Below are 17,485 nucleotides of genomic sequence, written 5' to 3' on the forward strand. Positions count from 1 at the left end.
ACCGGGTGGTCGCGCCTCCAACCACTTGCACGATCACTTGCACTTCGGCTCGAGCATTCAGCTGTTCCCGCCATCGGGCGAATTCACCCTGACTGCCAGCGATAAACCGCTGGTGTTGATCAGTGGCGGCGTGGGCATCACGCCGACGCTGGCGATGCTCGAAGCGGCGCTGGAGAGCGAGCGGCCGGTGCACTTTATCCACTGCGCGCGCAATGGCAGCGTGCATGCGTTCCGCGACTGGATCGACGGGTTGGCGGCGCGGCATCCGCAACTCAAGCGGTTTTATTGCTATGCCGAAGACGACGGCGTCAGTCCGGCGGCGGACAAGGTCGGGATGTTGACTCAGGAGCAGTTGGGCGAGTGGCTGCCAGCGCAACGGGATGTCGACGCTTACTTTCTTGGGCCGAAGGGTTTTATGGGGGCGATCAAGCGCCATCTGAAAGCGCTGGGCGTGCCGGAGCAGCAGAGCCGGTATGAGTTCTTCGGGCCGGCTGCTGCTTTGGAATAACTCCTGAGACCGAGTCGTCTGCATCGCGGGCAAGCCCGCTCCCACAGGATTTATGTCGTACACAGCATCTGTGAACGATGCCAGACCTGTGGGAGCGGGCTTGCCCGCGATTGGCCGTTATGCGGTCCTGATTATTAAATTCTGTTTAAAGGTTAATCGTTTCTTAACCGGTTTATCGTTTATTCCCCGATGCTGATGATAGGCGCTCGTTCGTTTAACTGATCAGGATCGCCCCCATGTCGCACATCATCTTCTCCCCTCGTTTGAGCCTGGCAACCCTAGGCCTGTCGGCCGCGTTGCTGGCCAGTCCGTTTGCCTCGGCCGAATCGGCGTTGATTACACCGCAGAGCCTGATCGTCGATCAGAGCCTGCCCAAGGCGCAGCAACAGGCGATGGAGTTGGCGGCGCGGCGTTACGGCAGTTTCTGGAGCAGTGGGGAAGAGGCCCTGGCCACGGCAGCCTTGTCGCCGCAATTTGTCGACAATACACCGCCCGAAGGCCGGGTGCAGGGACCGACCGGACCGTTGCTGGCGTCGAAGTTCTTTCGTACGGCGGTGCCGGACCTGAGCTGCGAGATCGAACAAATGATCATCGCCGGAGACCGCGTGGTGGTGCATCTGCACTTTCGCGGGCACTTCAGCGGCACGTTCAAGGCTCTCAAAGGGCAGGGCCAGCGTGTAGACTTCCGGGCAACCGATATCTATCAGATCGACAACGGTCGCATCGCGGCCAATTGGCATATCGAAGACAACATCAGCCTGATGGCGCAACTGCAAGCGCAGCCGCCGGCCAGCTGAACCATGGACATACAAGGGAAACGCGATGAGCGAGGAAACGATTCGACTGGGACGTGAGCGGCGCTTTCTGGTGCTGCTGGGGATTATCTGCCTGGCACTGATCGGCGGTGCGCTGTACATGCAGATTGTGTTGGGTGAGGCACCGTGTCCGCTGTGCATCCTGCAGCGTTATGCACTGCTGCTGATCGCGCTGTTCGCCTTCGTTGGCGCGGCCATGCGCAGCCGCCGCAGCATCACCGTGTTCGAAGTGCTGGTGGTCATTTGCGCGATTGCCGGCGCCGGTGTTGCCGGGCATCACGTCTACACCCAGTTCTATCCGGCAGTGAGTTGCGGCATTGATGTGCTGCAGCCGATTGTCGATGACCTGCCGCTGGCGAAGATCTTCCCGCTGGGCTTCCAGGTCGACGGTTTCTGCTCGACGCCGTACCCGCCGATTCTCGGTCTGTCGCTGGCGCAATGGGCACTGCTGGCATTCGTGCTGGTGGTGATCCTGGTGCCGCTGCTGACCTCGCGTAACCGAAAAACACTGCGCTGAGTCAACTCTTCGGCGGATTGGCCGATACAGAAAACGCCCCGATTTGCGGATCAGCTCATCGGGGCGTTTTGCATTTCAGAGTGTTTGTGAAATCACCGTGACGAATGGCAAGGATGGGTGCGACAGGTGTGCGACATGTTGTCACACAGAGCGTGTCGCAAGCCGATTGAACGACACGGAATGGCGTAATGTTACAAAAAAGGATTGGTCTGTTTCGGTATTTTTCTGGTTTTGCACGTGTGTGCCAGATCAGGCAGTTTTAACAAGCTCCGGGAGATGGCCAGAGGCCTTTGAATATCGGGCTTTGCGCCGATTCGGTGCTGGGAGAAAGCGTTCAGAGCTGTCTGAACTGAGGTGGATAGACCTACATTTTTTGGTGTTTTTGTTGAGAATTGATTTCGATAAGATGCGGAACTTTTGCAAAAACGGTGATGGATTGTTGCTCTGAGCGATAAAAATTATTTCGGGATAAGACATGGTGTATAGGGCGCTACCTATCTACAATCGCCCGCATTGAATTCCCGGCACTGTTCAACCTTTATTAAGGAACTGGACAGGAAGTCGGGTGTCGAGCAGGCCGAAAGGCTTTTGAGACACCCAGGTGTCGGTGCCTTCCAACTTTCCGCACCAAATGGAATTGGTCTGTAACAAGGCCTTTGACCACGAATTCGAATAAGAACTGACCGCTGTCCCAAGGTTTTGTCGAGCGTCTGACGCGCGACGGGCGGCCCTTATTCAATCCAAAGAAAATGCCAACCCTTGGCAGGGTGAAGTGTTGGCGATCAAAACCCAACTGCATTGCGCAAGCTGCTTTAGAGGTCGTGAGATGAGTAAAAACAGGTACCCCAGATTACTAGGCCTAGTGCCGCTGCTCGGCACGTTGTTGCTGGGAGGCTGCAACATGACCTTGCTCAATCCAACGGGCCAGGTCGGCCTGGAACAGCGCAACCTGATCATCACCGCCACGCTGCTGATGCTGTTGGTCGTTGTGCCGGTTATCGTCATGACCTTCCTGTTCGCCTGGAAGTACCGCGCGTCCAACAAGAACGCCGTGTACACCCCGAAATGGTCGCACTCGACCAAAATCGAAGTGGCAGTCTGGACCATTCCGGTCCTGATCATCATTGCCCTGGGTTACATCACCTACATTTCGACCCACGAACTGGACCCGTATCGTCCAATTCAATCCGACGTCAAGCCAGTGACCATCGAAGTCGTTGCGCTGGACTGGAAGTGGCTGTTCATCTACCCGGAACAAGGCATTGCCACGGTCAACAAGATCGTGTTCCCGGCGCACACGCCAATCAACTTCAAGATCACCTCTGACGCTGTGATGAACTCGTTCTTCATCCCGGGTCTGGGCGGCCAGATCTATGCGATGGCGGGCATGCAGACCAAGCTGCACCTGATCGCTGACCGCAACGCTGAAATGGACGGTATCTCCGCCAACTATAGCGGCGCGGGTTTCACCGGTATGAAATTCAAGGCTATCTCCACCACTCAGGAAGATTTCGACGCCTGGGTAAGTGAAGTCAAGAAGTCACCTAAACAGCTTGATCAAGCTGAATATGCGGCCCTTGCCAAACCGAGCCAGAACAACCCAGTCGAGCTCTACTCCTCGGTCACGCCGAACCAGTTCCAGATCATCGTCGACAAGTACGAAGGTATGAAGCCGGGCAAGCCGCTGAAGCACGAGAAGAAAGAGAAAGAAGTGGCGGCCACGGAAATTGACTCGAGTTCGCATTCAGCTGCCGGGGCAGAGGAGTAAACGATGTTTGGTAAATTAAGTTGGGAAGCAGTCCCATTCCACGAGCCGATCGTGATGGTGACCATCGCCATGATCGCCCTCGGTGGTCTGGCGCTGTTCGCTGCAATCACCTACTTCAAGAAGTGGACCTACTTGTGGACCGAGTGGTTGACCTCGGTCGACCACAAGAAAATCGGCGTGATGTACATCATCGTTGCCATGGTCATGCTGCTGCGCGGTTTTGCCGACGCCATCATGATGCGTACCCAGTTGGCCATGGCCACCGAGGGTTCGCCTGGCTACCTGCCACCTGAACACTATGACCAGATCTTCACCGCTCACGGTGTGATCATGATCATCTTCATGGCGATGCCATTCTTCACCGGCCTGATGAACCTTGCAGTGCCGCTGCAGATCGGCGCGCGTGACGTTGCGTTCCCGTTCCTGAACTCCCTGAGCTTCTGGCTGCTGGTGTCCGGCGTTGTGCTGATCAACCTGTCCCTGGGCGTCGGCGAATTCGCCAAGACCGGTTGGGTTGCCTACCCACCATTGTCGGGTCTGCAATACAGCCCTGGCGTGGGTATGGACTACTACATCTGGGCGCTACAGCTATCCGGGTTAGGTACGACGCTGACGGGGGTTAACTTCCTCGCGACCGTACTGAAAATGCGTACCCCTGGCATGAAACTGATGGACATGCCGATCTTCACCTGGACCTGCACCTGGGCAAACGTTCTGATCGTGGCTTCGTTCCCGATCCTGACCGCGACCCTGGCACTGCTGACCCTTGACCGTTACATGGATTTCCACATTTTCACCAATGAACTTGGTGGCAATCCAATGATGTACGTCAACCTGTTCTGGGCCTGGGGCCACCCTGAGGTTTACATCCTGATCCTGCCGGCATTCGGCATCTTCTCGGAAGTGATCTCGGCGTTCACCGGCAAGAAACTGTTCGGCCACCACTCGATGATCTACGCCTCGGGCGCGATCTCGGTACTGGGCTTCATGGTTTGGCTGCACCACTTCTTCACCATGGGTTCGGGTGCGAGCGTCAACGCCTTCTTCGGTCTGGCGACGATGCTGATTTCCATCCCGACGGGTGTGAAACTGTTCAACTGGCTGTTCACCATCTACCAGGGCCGTCTGCGCTTCACCAGCCAGGTTCTGTGGACCCTGGGCTTCATGGTGACCTTCGCCATCGGCGGCATGACCGGCGTACTGCTGGCCATCCCGGGTGCTGACTTCGTGCTGCACAACAGCCTGTTCGTGATCGCGCACTTCCACAACGTGATCATCGGCGGTGCGGTATTCGGTTACATCGCTGGTTTCGCGTTCTACTTCCCGAAAGCGTTCGGCTTCAAGCTGCACGAAGGCTGGGGTAAAGCAGCGTTCTGGTTCTGGATCTCGGGCTTCTTCGTCGCGTTCATGCCGCTCTATGCACTGGGCTTCATGGGCATGACCCGTCGTCTGAATGCCACCACCAACCCTGAGTGGGTACCGTACCTGTACGTTGCCATGTTCGGTGCGGTGATGATCGCTGTCGGTATTGCCTGCCAGCTGATCCAGCTCTATGTGAGCGTGCGTGACCGTAACAAGCCAGAGAACGTTTGCGATCACGGTGACCCGTGGAATGCACACACCCTGGAATGGTCGACCTCGTCGCCACCTCCGTTCTACAACTTCGCTGTGCTGCCTAAGGCTGACTGCATCGACCCGTTCACCGAAGCCAAGGAAAACGGTACTGCGTACCAGCGTCCGGCCAAGTACGAGCCGATCCACATGCCGAACAACACCGCCACTGGCGTGGTGATGGGCGCACTGTTGACCGTCTTCGGTTTCGCGATGATCTGGCACATCTGGTGGTTGGCGATCGCCAGCCTGGCCGGCACCGTCATCTACTTCGTGATCCACGCTGCACGTGACGACCAGGGCTATATGGTTCCGGTTGAAACGATCGAGCGTATCGAAGCCGAGCAGCACAAGCGTCTGGTCGCGGCAGGGAAGATCCCGGCCGGTGCCACCCGTGTTGAAACCTCGTTGGAACAGGCTTAAACCATGTCGAATTTAGTGACCAATGTTGGACACGCCCATGGTGACCATGGGCACGATGACCATCACCACGACTCGGGCGAGATGACCGTATACGGTTTCTGGCTCTACCTGATGACCGACTGCATTCTGTTTGCGTCGATCTTCGCGGTGTACGCAGTACTGGTAAACAACGTTGCCGGTGGCCCGTCGGGCCACGACATCTTCGAACTGCCATACGTGTTGGGCGAAACCGCTCTGCTGTTGTTCAGTTCGATCACCTACGGCTTCGCCATGCTGGCGTTGTTCAAAGGCAAGAAGCAGCAGGTTCTGGGTTGGTTGTTCATGACCTTCCTGCTGGGCGCAGGCTTTATCGCCATGGAGATCAACGAGTTCCACCTGCTGATCTCCGAGGGCTTCGGTCCTAGCCGTTCGGGCTTCCTGTCCGCGTTCTTCACCCTGGTCGGTACCCACGGTCTGCACGTATCCGCAGGTCTGATCTGGATGGGCATCATGATGTACCAGGTCAACAAGCACGGCCTGACGGCGACCAACAAGACCCGTCTGAGCTGCCTGAGCCTGTTCTGGCACTTCCTGGACGTGGTGTGGATCTGCGTATTCACCGTTGTTTACCTGATGGGGACTCTGTAATGGCTAATGCACACTCCCATGACAGCCATGATGCTGGCCACGGCAGCGTAAAGTCGTACGCCATTGGCTTCATCCTGTCGGTGATCCTGACCGTCATCCCGTTCGGCCTGGTGATGTACCCGAGCCTGCCGAAGGCCACCACGCTGGCAATCGTTCTGCTGTTCGCAGTGATCCAGGTGATCGTTCACCTGTATTACTTCCTGCACCTGGACCGTTCCATTGCTCAGCGTAACAACGTGATTGCATTCGTCTTTACGGCGATCGTGATCCTGCTGCTGGTTGGCCTGTCGCTGTGGATCATGTTCAGCATCCACACGTACATGATGGCGAAGTGAGGTAAGACCCGATGTCGCTCAAGCACTTTATCCAAATCACCAAACCGGGGATCATTTTCGGTAACGTGCTTTCTGTGGCAGGCGGGTTCTTCCTGGCCTCGAAAGGGCATGTCGATCTGGCGGTGTTTCTGGCAGCCATGATCGGCACCTCCCTGGTTGTAGCGTCCGGTTGCGTGTTCAACAACTGCATCGACCGCGACATCGACCTGAAGATGGAACGCACTAAAAACCGGGTGCTGGTGCAGGGCTTGATCTCCCTGAAACTGGCCCTGGTTTACGCGACCATCCTTGGTGTTCTCGGCGTTGCGTTGTTGTACAAGGTAGCCAACCCGTTGGCCGCGCTGTTCGCGGTCATTGGCTTCATCATCTACGTCGGCTTCTACAGCCTGTACCTCAAGCGCAAGTCGGTTCACGGCACGCTGGTGGGCAGTCTGTCGGGCGCCATGCCGCCAGTGATCGGTTACGTTGCCGTAACCAACAGCTTCGACATGGCCGCGCTGACCCTGCTGGTGATGTTCAGCCTGTGGCAGATGCCGCATTCCTACGCCATCGCGATCTTCCGCTTCAACGATTACCTGGCCGCATCGATTCCGGTGCTGCCCGTTAAGCGTGGGATTCAAGTGGCCAAGAAGCACATCCTGCTCTACATCCTGGCGTTCCTCGTAGCGACCTTGATGCTGACCTTCAGCGGTTACGCCGGCATGAGCTACCTCGCCGTTGCCGCGGCCATGGGCATGTACTGGCTGTACATGGCCTGGACCGGCTACAAGGCAGTGGATGACACGGTCTGGGCACGCAAGCTGTTCGTGTTCTCGATCTTCACCATCACTGCGTTGAGCGTCATGATGTCCCTGGACTTCAAGGTGCCCGCAGAGCTGCTGCTGACGTACGCGCCGTAAGGTTTCGAGGCTTCAAGAAAAACCCCGCACATTGAGAGATGTGCGGGGTTTTTTGTTGGGTGGATTATGCTGATTTGATGTGCCGCCAATGGCCGCAACGCAACAAGCGCTTCAGGCAGGCAGGTTGCGGTATCGCCGCAAACCTCCTAGATTTGGATCCAGCCATGTCAGTGATAGCGCCATGCCATTTCCTCGGCGCTCAACTGTTTTACTCCGCGATATTTCACGCATAGATCAAGAGGCTGGGCGAAATGACTGAGAGGATGACCTGTGATGAACGCTTCATTGCCCTGGCCCAAGAGCTGAACTACGACATTTATGGCGAGAACACCGCCGGTGGCAATTACGCGCCGCTGATCCGTCATCATGATGAGCTTTACATCAGCGGTATGGTGCCGCGCACTAACGGCAAGATTCAGTACCCGGGGCGTGTCGGCCTGGAGTTGACCCTCAAGGATGCGCAGGCCGCCGCCAGCATCAGTGCGATGCGCTGCCTGGCGCTGATCGTCGATGCGGTGGGTTCGCTGGACAAGATCAAGGCGTTGTTGCGAGTCACCGTGTACGTGAAGTCGACGCCGGACTTTGTTGACCTTAGCGAAGTGGCCAACGGCGCGTCGGACGTGTTCAGCCATGTGCTCGGCGATGCCGGCCGGCACACGCGCAGCACGGTCGGTGTGTATCAGTTGCCGAAGAACGCGGCGATTGAAGTGGACATGATTGTAGCGTTGCATCCGTCGGCTTGAAGGTGATTTGGCAGCTTGCCCTCACCCTGACCCTCCCGAAACGTCAGACCGCCCGTAGGGAGAGGGGACTGACCGAGGCGTCTTGCGCTATACATCGACCTGAGAGATCGAGGCGATAGCGGATTCCGCACAGCACTTTCATTTCGATGCGTCGCTTCAATATCTCCCGATCGGCTCCCTCTCCCTTGGGAGAGGGCTGGGGTGAGGGGCTGGGATTTACGCCATTCCACTAATGCCCGCCGAAAACCAAAAAGCCCCGCCTGAATCTCAGCGCGGGGCTTTTTCGTACAGCAGCTGTGCTATTACTGCGCGGCGATGCTGTAGCCATCGAACGCGGTCTGCTGTTGCAGCGCGGTGATGATGTTCTTGCGGTTTACCGCCTGCTCAGTGCCGGCGTTGTCGAGGAACGTTTCGCTTTCCAGTTCCGCTTCTTCGCCTTCACCGACGAAGGTGAAACCGAGGAATTCCAGCGCTGCACGGTCAACGTTCAGGCGCGAACGCGGAGTGCGCAACGGCAGCGTTACGCTCATACCGTCCTTGCTGATGGTGAAGATTTCGACTTCTTTCTTCTTGGCCGCTTTGCTCTTGCCACCGCTCGGGTTGCTGATCGCCTGATGAGTCTGGTTCAGCACTTTCAGCGCCAGGCCATAAACGATTTCCTGAAACGCCGGATCGTCCTTGAAGCTGGACAGGATGCGGCCGATCGAGAACTTGCTGCTCAGGTCTTCCAGGGCTGCAATGTCGGCGGCTTCGGCGTCTTTCAGGCGCTTGAGTTCGCCCATCAGCTCGTAGGCCTTGTCGTCATCGAAGCTGTCGTGCGCTTGACGAATCGCGGCGCGCAGTTCGCGGATCTGGTCGCTTTCGCGGGTGGACTGGAATGCATCCAGCACCATCTCGCTGATGATTTTGGCTTGTGGGAGGTGTTGTGAAAGATTGATGGAGTTTTCGTATTCCGCTTTGGACGATTCGGTGACTACGGATTCAGCGGTGTTGAAATCGGACATTGAAATTTCACTACTTTTTTAACTTGAGTGGAGATGAGAAAGCGCGAGGTCTTTTTCAGGCCGGTTAATTTAGGGGAGCGGGGCGGTGTTGTCACGGAACAACAGGCCGGCGGTGCGGATTATTTGTCCGGCGCGTCCGAATTGACCGAGCGCATCATCCACTGTTCAGCGGTTTGCTGATCGGTCGGCAATGAGAAGCGAAAAGTCGCGCCGCGCCCCGCGACATCCAGCAACTGAATCTCGCGCCCGTGCAGTTGCAGGATGCGGTGCACGATACGCAGCCCCAGCCCGCCATCCCGCCGGGCACCACCGATATTGAACGGTCGCAGGAACAGACCTTCGCGCAACTCCGGGGCGATACCGGGGCCGGTGTCGCTTACCGTCACCTCGACCCGTGCGCCATGGGGCTGCAGATCGAATTCGATTTCGCCGCCCTTGGGTGTATGGCGCAAGGCATTGTCCACCAGGTTGGTCAGCACCCGTTCGATCAACCCGAGGTCGGCGCAGACCGTCGGCAGGTTAGGCACGAAATGCGCCTTGAGTTCCACCTGTCGCGCTTCGGCCGTCAGCTCGAATTTCTGGAAGATGTCCTGCACCAGATCGAGCAGGGAAAAACGCTCCGGCACCGGTTGCACGAAACCGTGCTCCAGACGCACCAGTTCCAGCAGCGATTGCGCCAGCCCCCCGACCTTGCGGCTTTGATCGAGGGCGATGCCTAGATAGCGCCGGCGTTCTTCGGGCGAGAGTGTGGCGTCCTTGAGTGACAGGGTTTCCAGATAACCGTGCAACGAGGCCAATGGGGTGCGCAGGTCATGGGAAATGTTTGCCACCAGTTCGCGGCGTTCCTGATCCTGGCGGGTCAGCGAGCGCCATTGTTCACCGAGGCGGTTTTGCATCTGGCGGAAAGCAGCGTCGAGTACGGCGATTTCATCCGGATCGGCGCTTTTATCCACAGGTGCCGAAACAACAGATTGCGGAGCACCGTCGATGTCGAAGCGGCTGACGGTTTCCGTCAGGCGCCGCAGTGGCCGGGTGATCAGGTTGAACGCGGTCAGACCGGCAATCAGACACAGCAACGCGACCAGCCCGATCGACAACAGCGCCGTATTGAGCGCGGCGCTGGTGGCACCGCGTTCGGCGTAGCGGTCGTGTGCTTCGCCAAGCAACACCACGTACAGATAACCGGCGGCCTTGCCGTCGACCTGCAACGGCGCTGCACTGAACACTTTGCGTCCGTCGACGCTGCGCGGGTCATCGCCGAGAATCGGCAGCGGCTGGTCATTGAGCAACTGGCGGATTGGCGCCAGATCGACCTGTTGACGGCGGATCCGGCCTTCCGGTGCCGCATTGCCGACAATCTTGCCCTCGGTATCGAGCAGGTACACCTCGACACTCGGATTCACCAGCATCAACTGGCTGAACAGTTCGCGCACGGCGCCGGGCATCAGCCCGTGGCTGTCCATCAGCACCGTGTCGTGGGCGATGTGTTGCGCCAGATCCCGCGACAGACCTTGCACCACCTCCAGCTCATGCATCTGACTGGAGCGCACCTGCAGCCATGCCGATGTGCCGCAGCACACCAGTAACAGCACGGCGAATACCAGGGACAGGCGCTGCGTCAGGTTCAGTTTCATGGCTGCTCGGTACCGAATTTATAACCGCGGCCCCACACCGTGAGGATACGTGCGGGCTGCGCCGGATCCTTCTCGATCTTCGCCCGCAAGCGGTTGATGTGGGTGTTCACCGTGTGTTCATAACCTTCGTGGCTGTAGCCCCAGACGGCATTGAGCAGGTCCATGCGCGAGAACACTTTGCCCGGCTGGCGGGCGAAGAAATACAACAGATCGAACTCTCGCGGGGTGAGGTCCAGCCGCTGCCCGTCGAGGCTGACTTCTCGGGTGATCGGATCGATGGACAGGCCGTCGAGGCTCAGGCTGCCGGCGTCCATTTTCAGGTTGCGCGCCATCGCATCGACCCGGCGCAGCAAGGCCTTGACCCGGGCTACCAGTTCCAGCATCGAAAACGGTTTGGCCAGGTAATCGTCGGCGCCCAGCTCCAGGCCAAGAATGCGGTGCAATTCGCTGGAGCGCGCGCTGGTGATGATGATCGGTGTATAGCGCGCCATGGCCCGGGCGCGGCGGCAGATCTCCAGGCCATCGACGCCCGGCAGCATCAGGTCGAGGATCAAGGCATCCCAATGCCCCTGCTGCAACAAGCGCATGCCCTCATCGCCGTCGGCACTGTGAATCACCTCGAATTTTTCGTCGCGCAGGTGCAGGCAGATAAGGTCGGCGATGTGCTGGTCATCCTCGACCACGAGGATGCGTCTGGTCTGTTCCATGAAGCTCAATCCTTCGGCGCAATGCGCGCATTGTGCGGGTTTTCTCTCGGGTGAGTTATCACGAATTCGTTAACTCCCTGTGAGGATTTGGCGATCAACCCAAGCCTAGGCTGTGTTCCGCAAAGGGCATTTGGAATTTTGGGAGACGGCCATGTTTTCACGGCGACAGGTTCTGTTAGCGAGCGGCGGGCTGGGGCTTGCAGCGCTGGTGGCGGGTGTATTGCCAAAATTGTCGACTGGCACTGCACTGGTCAGCGAAGCGCATGCGGATGAAGCATTCGAGGTGAGCCACAGCGACAGTGAATGGCACTCGATCCTCAGTGACGAGCAATACCGGATCCTGCGCAAGGAAGGCACCGAGCGTGCCTACACCAGCCCCCTCAACAATGAACATCGCACGGGCACATTCGCCTGTGCCGGGTGTGATCTGGCGCTGTTTTCATCCGCCACCAAATTCGACAGCCGCACCGGATGGCCGAGTTTCTGGGCGCCGTTGGAGCACGCCGTGGCCACGCGTCAGGACCGCTCCTTCGGCATGTCCCGCGAAGAGGTTCACTGTCGTCGCTGCGGCGGACATCTGGGGCATGTCTTCGATGACGGACCGAAGCCCACCGGCCTGCGTTATTGCATGAACGGGCTGGCGATGACCTTCAAAGCCGTGGTGGCCTGAGCCATGAATCACGGGCGATCTTCACTTCAGACAGGACGGATTTATGTGGCTCTTGGTTCTCGCTTATCTCGGTGGTGTGCTGACGATCGTCAGCCCGTGCATCCTGCCGGTACTGCCTTTTGTCTTCGCTCGCACCGGGCAACCGTTTATCAAGAGTGGCTTGCCGCTATTGGCCGGGATGGCGCTGACCTTCGCGCTCGTCGCCTCGTTGGCGGCGGTGGGCGGCGGCTGGGTGGTGCAAGTCAATCAGTACGGGCGCTGGCTCGCGTTGCTGTTCGTTGCACTGTTCGGGCTGACCTTGCTGCTGCCGCGTGTGGCCGAGCGCCTGACCCGGCCCCTGGTGTCGGCCGGCAATCGTCTGTCGGAGGTCGCCGGGCAGGACAACCGTCCACGTCCCGGCGCGTCGTTTCTGGTCGGCGTCGCCACGGGGCTGCTCTGGGCGCCTTGCGCCGGGCCCATTCTGGGACTGATTCTGACCGGCGCCGCGCTGCAAGGGGCAAGCATCGCCACCACGCTGTTGTTGCTCGCCTACGCGGCGGGCGCCGCGACTTCACTGGCGTCCGCGCTGTTGCTGGGCGGTAAGGTGTTTGCGCTGATGAAGCGCTCGATCGGCACGGGGGAGTGGATCCGGCGTGGGTTGGGCGTGGCGATGCTCGCGGGTGTCGCGGCGATTGCGCTGGGCCTCGACACCGGGCTGCTGGCACGGCTGTCGACGGCATCCACTGGCGGGATTGAACAGGCACTGGTCGGCAAACTGTCCGGCAAGTCGGCGTCTGATAACGGAACGATGATGGCGCAGATTCCTGCCATGGGCGGAGCAATGAAAGTTGCCGACAAGGCACCGGGAACACTCCCGGTTGAAGGCCAGTTGCCGCCGCTCAATGGCGCCGTGCAATGGCTCAATTCGCCACCGCTGGACGCCCAGGCATTGAAGGGCAAAGTGGTGCTGGTGGATTTCTGGACTTACTCCTGCATCAATTGCCTGCGCACGCTGCCGTATGTCAAAGCCTGGGCCGAGAAGTACCGCGATCAGGGCCTGGTGGTGATCGGCGTGCACGCCCCGGAGTTCGCCTTCGAGCGTGATGTAGGCAACGTCACCAAAGCCATGAAGGAGTTGGGCATCAACTACCCGGTGGCGATCGATAACGACTACAAGATCTGGCGCGCCTTCAACAATGAATACTGGCCGGCGCATTACTTTGCCGACGCTCAGGGACGCATTCGTTATCACCATTTTGGCGAAGGCGACTACGCCGAGTCGGAACGGGTCATCCAGCAGTTGCTGCGTGAGGCCGGAGCGAAAACCGTGGCCGACGGCTTGATCAACGCCGATGGCAAAGGTGTGCAACAGGCGCCGGACATGAATCAGGTGCTGTCGCCGGAAACCTATGTCGGCTACCAGCGCGCGGAGCATTTTGTAGCGCAAAGCGGCCTGGTGCCTGACAAGGTCGCGACCTATAACCCACCGGCCAACCTGACCCTCAATGACTGGAGCCTCGGCGGCCAATGGGCCGTCGGTGCCGAGCGCGCCACCGCCAGCGCACCGGCCAGCCGTATTGTCTACCGCTTTCACGCCCGCGATCTGCACTTGGTGCTGGGGCCGGGCGCGGAGGGCAAACCGGTGCGGTTCAAAGTGTCGATTGACGGTCAGGCGCCGGGTGATGCCCGCGGTATGGATGTCGCTGCGGATGGCAGCGGCCGCGTGACCGAGCAGCGCCTGTACCAGTTGGTGCGGCAAACCGATGCGGTGAGGGATCGAACCTTCACCATCGAATTTCTTGACCCGGGCGTAGCGGCCTACGCCTTCACCTTCGGCTGATCAGGAGTGCGCAAGATGAAATCTCAAAACAACTGGCGGCGTGGGTTATTGGGCGTCGCGATGGCTGGCGTGATCGGTCAGTGCTCGGCCTTTTCTTTCGGGGCCGAGGACGCGGTGGTCATTCCGCCGCCGGCCCTTGATGAAACCACGCAGGCGCACAGTGAAACCGCAGTGTTTGCCGGTGGTTGCTTCTGGGGCGTGCAAGGGGTTTTTCAACACGTCAAAGGTGTGCAGAAAGCCGTCTCCGGTTACGCCGGCGGTGCCGCGAACACGGCGCAATACGAGCGGGTCAGTGAAGGCGACACCGGTCATGCCGAGTCGGTACAAGTCACCTTCGACCCGACGCAAGTCAGCTACGGCAACCTGCTGCAGATCTACTTTTCGGTGGCCCACAACCCGACTGAACTCAACCGCCAGGGCCCCGACAGCGGCACGCAATACCGCTCGGCGCTGTTCCCGGTCAACGCCGATCAGCAACGCGTGGCGCAGGCCTATATCGCGCAACTGGATGCGGCGCACGCCTATGGCAAACCCATCGTGACGAAACTGGAAACCTATAACGGCTTCTACCCGGCGGAGGACTATCACCAAGATTTCCTGACGGAGCATCCGAGCTATCCGTACATCGTCATCAACGACATGCCGAAAGTGGCGCAGTTGAAGCAGTTGTTTGCGCAGCGTTATCAGGACAAGCCGGTGTTGGTGAAGGGCGGATCTTGATGTTTCACGTTCTGCCCCCACGTCCGCATCGCAAACTCCACGAACCGCCGCAGCTTCGGCAGGCGATAACGATCCGGGGCATACAGCAGGTGCAACGGGCGGCTGGGAGGCTGGTAGTCGGGGACGACTGTCACCAGTCTGCCGTCGCGCAGGTCCTGTTCCACCAGCGCATCCGGCAGCATCACGATGCCCATACCGGTGCGCGCCGCCTGGTGCAAGCCGGCGGAGGTGTTCATCAGCATCGGTCCGCTGACATCCACCAGAATCTCGCCGTCCGGGCCGCTGAGGCGCCAGCGCTTTTCCACCGATTGCCAGTCATCGCCGGCGGGGTAGGCGAATGACAGACAGTCGTGTTGTTGCAGCTCTTCCGGGGTTTGCGGCATGCCGCGTCTGGCAACGTATTCCGGTGAGGCGCACACGGTCAGGGTGTAGTCGATCAGCGGCCGCGCGATCAGGTTCGACTGTTCGAAATGCCCCAGCCGAAATGCTACATCCAGACCACTTTCCAGCAGATCCGGGCGGCGGTTGGTCAGCACCACGTCCATTTTCACCAACGGGTATTGCAGGGAAAACTCGCTGAGCGCCGGCGCCAGGCGTTCGACGCCGAAGGTCAGCGGTGCGGTGATGCGCAGCAGGCCACGCGGTTGGTCGAGTGCCTGTTCGGCCAGGCGTTCGGAGTCAGCCACCAGCCCCAATACATCCAGACAACGCTGGTAGTAAACACTGCCGAATTCGGTAAGCCGCTGACGGCGTGTGGTGCGTTGCAGCAGTTGCACGCCGAGCCGTTGCTCCAGCGCCCGCAGGTGATTGCCGACCATGGTCGTCGACATATCGCACTGCAACGCGGCTGCCGTCATGCTCCCGGCTTCAACGACTTTGACGTAAACGTTCATCGACTGGAACAGGTCCATTATCAAGCCCTGCTTTTAAATGAAAGAAGTTTTGCCGAGTTTATCCAGTTCTGGTGGCTAACCATACTGCAGACACACCGACCTGCACTGGAGTTTGAAGTCATGACCGCCGCCCTGATGAACACTTACCAACCGCTGGCCTTGAGTTTCACCAAGGGCCTGGGCACTCGCCTGTGGGATCAGACCGGTCGTGAGTATCTGGATGCCGTCGCTGGCGTGGCGGTGACCAACGTTGGCCATTCGCATCCGCGCATTGTCGCTGCCATCAGCGAGCAGGCAGGGCTGCTGTTGCACACGTCGAACCTGTACAGCATCGACTGGCAGCAGCAACTGGCCAAACGGCTGACCGGGTTGTCGGGGATGGATCGGGCGTTCTTCAACAACTCCGGTGCTGAAGCCAATGAAACCGCATTGAAACTGGCGCGTTTGTACGGCTGGCGCAAAGGCATCGAACAGCCGCTGGTGGTGGTCATGGCCAACGCGTTTCATGGCCGCACGCTGGGCACCTTGTCGGCCAGCGATGGCCCGGCGGTGCGCCTGGGTTTCAACGAACTTCCGGGGGATTTCATCAAAGTGCCGTTCGGTGACATGGTGGCGCTGGAGCAGGTGCAGCAAAAGCATGGCGAGCGGATCGTTGCGATTCTCGTCGAGCCGATTCAAGGCGAAAGCGGCGTACAACTGGCTCCACCCGGTTACCTGAAAGCCCTGCGTGACCTGTGCAGCCGGCGCGCCTGGCTGCTGATGCTCGACGAAATCCAGACTGGCATCGGCCGCACCGGCCGGTGGTTCGCGTTCCAGCATGAAGACATCGTTCCGGATGTGATGACCCTGGCCAAGGGGCTGGGCAATGGCGTACCGATCGGCGCCTGCCTGGCACGGGGCAAGGCGGCGGATCTGTTCACGCCCGGCAGTCATGGCAGTACGTTCGGTGGCAATCCGCTGGCTTGCCGGGTCGGTTGCACGGTGCTGGATATCATCGAAGAACAGGGGCTGCTGGAAAACGCGCGGATTCAGGGGGATCGCCTGTTGACTCGCCTGCGCGCAGAACTGGCAGACAATCCCAATGTACTGGCGATTCGTGGGCAGGGCTTGATGATCGGTATCGAGTTGAAACAGCCGGTGCGTGATCTGACGCTGATTGCCGCACGGGATCATGGGTTGCTGATCAACGTTACGCGTGGCAAGACGATACGGCTGCTGCCACCGCTGACGATTGATGAGCGCGAGGTGGGGATGATTGTCAGAGGTGTGGGGCTTGCTGTAACCGCACACTGACAGGCAACCGATGACACCTGTGGGAGCGAGCCTGCTCGCGATGGCGGTGGGTCAGTCGATACTTATATTGAATGATCAATCGCATGCGCGAGCAGGCTCGCCCACATTGGAAAAATGCGAGTCGCTAATTAGGATAATCCGTCAACTCCGGCGCCAGCATCCGCGTCTTCACCGCCCCATTTGAATTGTGCTGAATGATCTCGCTCGGCTGCCCCTGTTCATTGAAAAACACCTGCCCGATCCCCGCCGAATTCCACAAGCGCTCACCGGCCTCTGCATGTTCGGGCCTGTACGGCACGATGCGCATGCGTCGGCGTTTGGTAAACCAGTTGAGTGGCGAGCGCGGCGAGTAGAGCCAGCGATTGAGCCGGTCGAACCACTCCAGCAAGGTTTTCGGAAACTCGTTCTTGATCCCGCTGCTGGTGATCTGCCAGATCCGTGGACCGGCCTTGCGGTGTCGGATCAGCACTTCGTAGACGAAGGAATAATGCACATCGCC

Annotated in this window: 16 protein-coding genes and 2 pseudogenes; 13 read left to right on the forward strand and 5 right to left on the reverse strand. The window is 59.1% G+C overall.

The window, feature by feature from the left end; genetic code table 11:
* From DBR24_RS32030 to DBR24_RS12005, 9 genes and pseudogenes are all read left to right on the forward strand, one after another.
* Window positions 1–508: pseudogene (locus DBR24_RS32030) on the forward strand (nitric oxide dioxygenase); the annotation flags it as partial.
* Between the two features lie 236 nt (window positions 509–744).
* A complete protein-coding gene (locus tag DBR24_RS11965) occupies window positions 745–1,305 on the forward strand; it encodes an ester cyclase (protein ID WP_128614850.1) in 561 nt (186 codons plus the stop codon).
* Window positions 1,306–1,330: 25 nt separating this feature from the next.
* Complete coding sequence (locus tag DBR24_RS11970) at window positions 1,331–1,840, forward strand: disulfide bond formation protein B (RefSeq protein WP_123463187.1); 510 nt, start codon at window positions 1,331–1,333, stop codon at window positions 1,838–1,840.
* An 826-nt stretch (window positions 1,841–2,666) separates the two neighbouring features.
* Complete coding sequence (gene cyoA, locus DBR24_RS11980; RefSeq protein WP_007916947.1) at window positions 2,667–3,608, forward strand: ubiquinol oxidase subunit II; 942 nt, start codon at window positions 2,667–2,669, stop codon at window positions 3,606–3,608.
* 3 nt (window positions 3,609–3,611) lie between these two features.
* Complete coding sequence (gene cyoB, locus DBR24_RS11985) at window positions 3,612–5,642, forward strand: cytochrome o ubiquinol oxidase subunit I (RefSeq protein ID WP_007916945.1); 2,031 nt, start codon at window positions 3,612–3,614, stop codon at window positions 5,640–5,642.
* A gap of 3 nt (window positions 5,643–5,645) precedes the next feature.
* Window positions 5,646–6,269 carry a cytochrome o ubiquinol oxidase subunit III gene (gene cyoC / locus DBR24_RS11990; RefSeq protein WP_034156084.1) on the forward strand — a complete coding sequence of 208 codons (624 nt, stop codon included), beginning with the start codon at window positions 5,646–5,648 and terminating at the stop codon, window positions 6,267–6,269.
* Window positions 6,269–6,604: a cytochrome o ubiquinol oxidase subunit IV gene (gene cyoD, locus DBR24_RS11995; RefSeq protein ID WP_128614851.1), complete on the forward strand. Its 336-nt coding sequence runs from the start codon at window positions 6,269–6,271 to the stop codon at window positions 6,602–6,604. The genes cyoC and cyoD overlap by 1 nt, the downstream gene beginning before the upstream one ends.
* Window positions 6,605–6,615: 11 nt before the next feature.
* On the forward strand, window positions 6,616–7,503 hold the full coding sequence (gene cyoE / locus DBR24_RS12000; protein WP_007916939.1) for a heme o synthase: 888 nt from the start codon (window positions 6,616–6,618) through the stop codon (window positions 7,501–7,503).
* A gap of 251 nt (window positions 7,504–7,754) precedes the next feature.
* Window positions 7,755–8,246, forward strand: a complete 492-nt coding sequence (locus DBR24_RS12005; RefSeq protein WP_123463189.1) for a RidA family protein — start codon at window positions 7,755–7,757, stop codon at window positions 8,244–8,246.
* Between the two features lie 302 nt (window positions 8,247–8,548).
* Here DBR24_RS12005 and DBR24_RS12010 read toward each other — a convergent pair whose 3' ends face one another.
* The 3 genes from DBR24_RS12010 to DBR24_RS12020 form a co-directional block, all read right to left on the reverse strand.
* Window positions 8,549–9,250: a hypothetical protein gene (locus tag DBR24_RS12010; protein ID WP_123463191.1), complete on the reverse strand. Its 702-nt coding sequence runs from the start codon at window positions 9,248–9,250 to the stop codon at window positions 8,549–8,551.
* Between the two features lie 119 nt (window positions 9,251–9,369).
* Window positions 9,370–10,884, reverse strand: coding sequence for a HAMP domain-containing sensor histidine kinase (locus DBR24_RS12015; protein WP_128614852.1), 1,515 nt, complete (start codon window positions 10,882–10,884; stop codon window positions 9,370–9,372).
* Window positions 10,881–11,591, reverse strand: a complete 711-nt coding sequence (locus DBR24_RS12020) for a response regulator transcription factor (RefSeq protein WP_128614853.1) — start codon at window positions 11,589–11,591, stop codon at window positions 10,881–10,883. Before DBR24_RS12020 ends, DBR24_RS12015 begins: the two co-directional genes overlap by 4 nt.
* A 151-nt stretch (window positions 11,592–11,742) precedes the next feature.
* On the opposite strand from DBR24_RS12020, the gene msrB reads away from it, so the two are divergent.
* The 3 genes from msrB to msrA are packed head-to-tail and all read left to right on the forward strand — an operon-like array spanning window position 11,743 to window position 14,800.
* Window positions 11,743–12,261 carry a peptide-methionine (R)-S-oxide reductase MsrB gene (msrB, locus tag DBR24_RS12025; protein ID WP_128614854.1) on the forward strand — a complete coding sequence of 173 codons (519 nt, stop codon included), beginning with the start codon at window positions 11,743–11,745 and terminating at the stop codon, window positions 12,259–12,261.
* A gap of 43 nt (window positions 12,262–12,304) precedes the next feature.
* Window positions 12,305–14,080 (forward strand): cytochrome c biogenesis protein DipZ, encoded by a 1,776-nt coding sequence (locus tag DBR24_RS12030; protein WP_128614855.1) that lies wholly within the window; start codon window positions 12,305–12,307, stop codon window positions 14,078–14,080.
* A 15-nt stretch (window positions 14,081–14,095) separates the two neighbouring features.
* A complete protein-coding gene (msrA, locus tag DBR24_RS12035; protein WP_128614856.1) occupies window positions 14,096–14,800 on the forward strand; it encodes a peptide-methionine (S)-S-oxide reductase MsrA in 705 nt (234 codons plus the stop codon).
* On the opposite strand, the gene DBR24_RS12040 is transcribed toward msrA, so the two are convergent.
* Window positions 14,764–15,711: a LysR family transcriptional regulator gene (locus DBR24_RS12040; protein ID WP_128614857.1), complete on the reverse strand. Its 948-nt coding sequence runs from the start codon at window positions 15,709–15,711 to the stop codon at window positions 14,764–14,766. The two genes, msrA and DBR24_RS12040, sit on opposite strands and share 37 nt — an antisense overlap.
* A 102-nt stretch (window positions 15,712–15,813) precedes the next feature.
* Here DBR24_RS12040 and DBR24_RS12045 point away from each other — a divergent pair, with 102 nt between their 5' ends.
* Entirely contained in the window at window positions 15,814–16,986 is a 1,173-nt protein-coding gene (locus tag DBR24_RS12045) for an aspartate aminotransferase family protein (protein ID WP_128614858.1), read from the forward strand.
* A gap of 124 nt (window positions 16,987–17,110) precedes the next feature.
* Here the strand turns inward: DBR24_RS12045 and DBR24_RS12050 are convergent.
* Window positions 17,111–17,485, reverse strand: a pseudogene (locus tag DBR24_RS12050) (alkaline phosphatase family protein); the annotation flags it as partial.

The sequence above is a fragment of the Pseudomonas sp. HMWF006 genome, from assembly GCF_003061205.1.
Lineage (GTDB): Bacteria > Pseudomonadota > Gammaproteobacteria > Pseudomonadales > Pseudomonadaceae > Aquipseudomonas > Aquipseudomonas monsensis.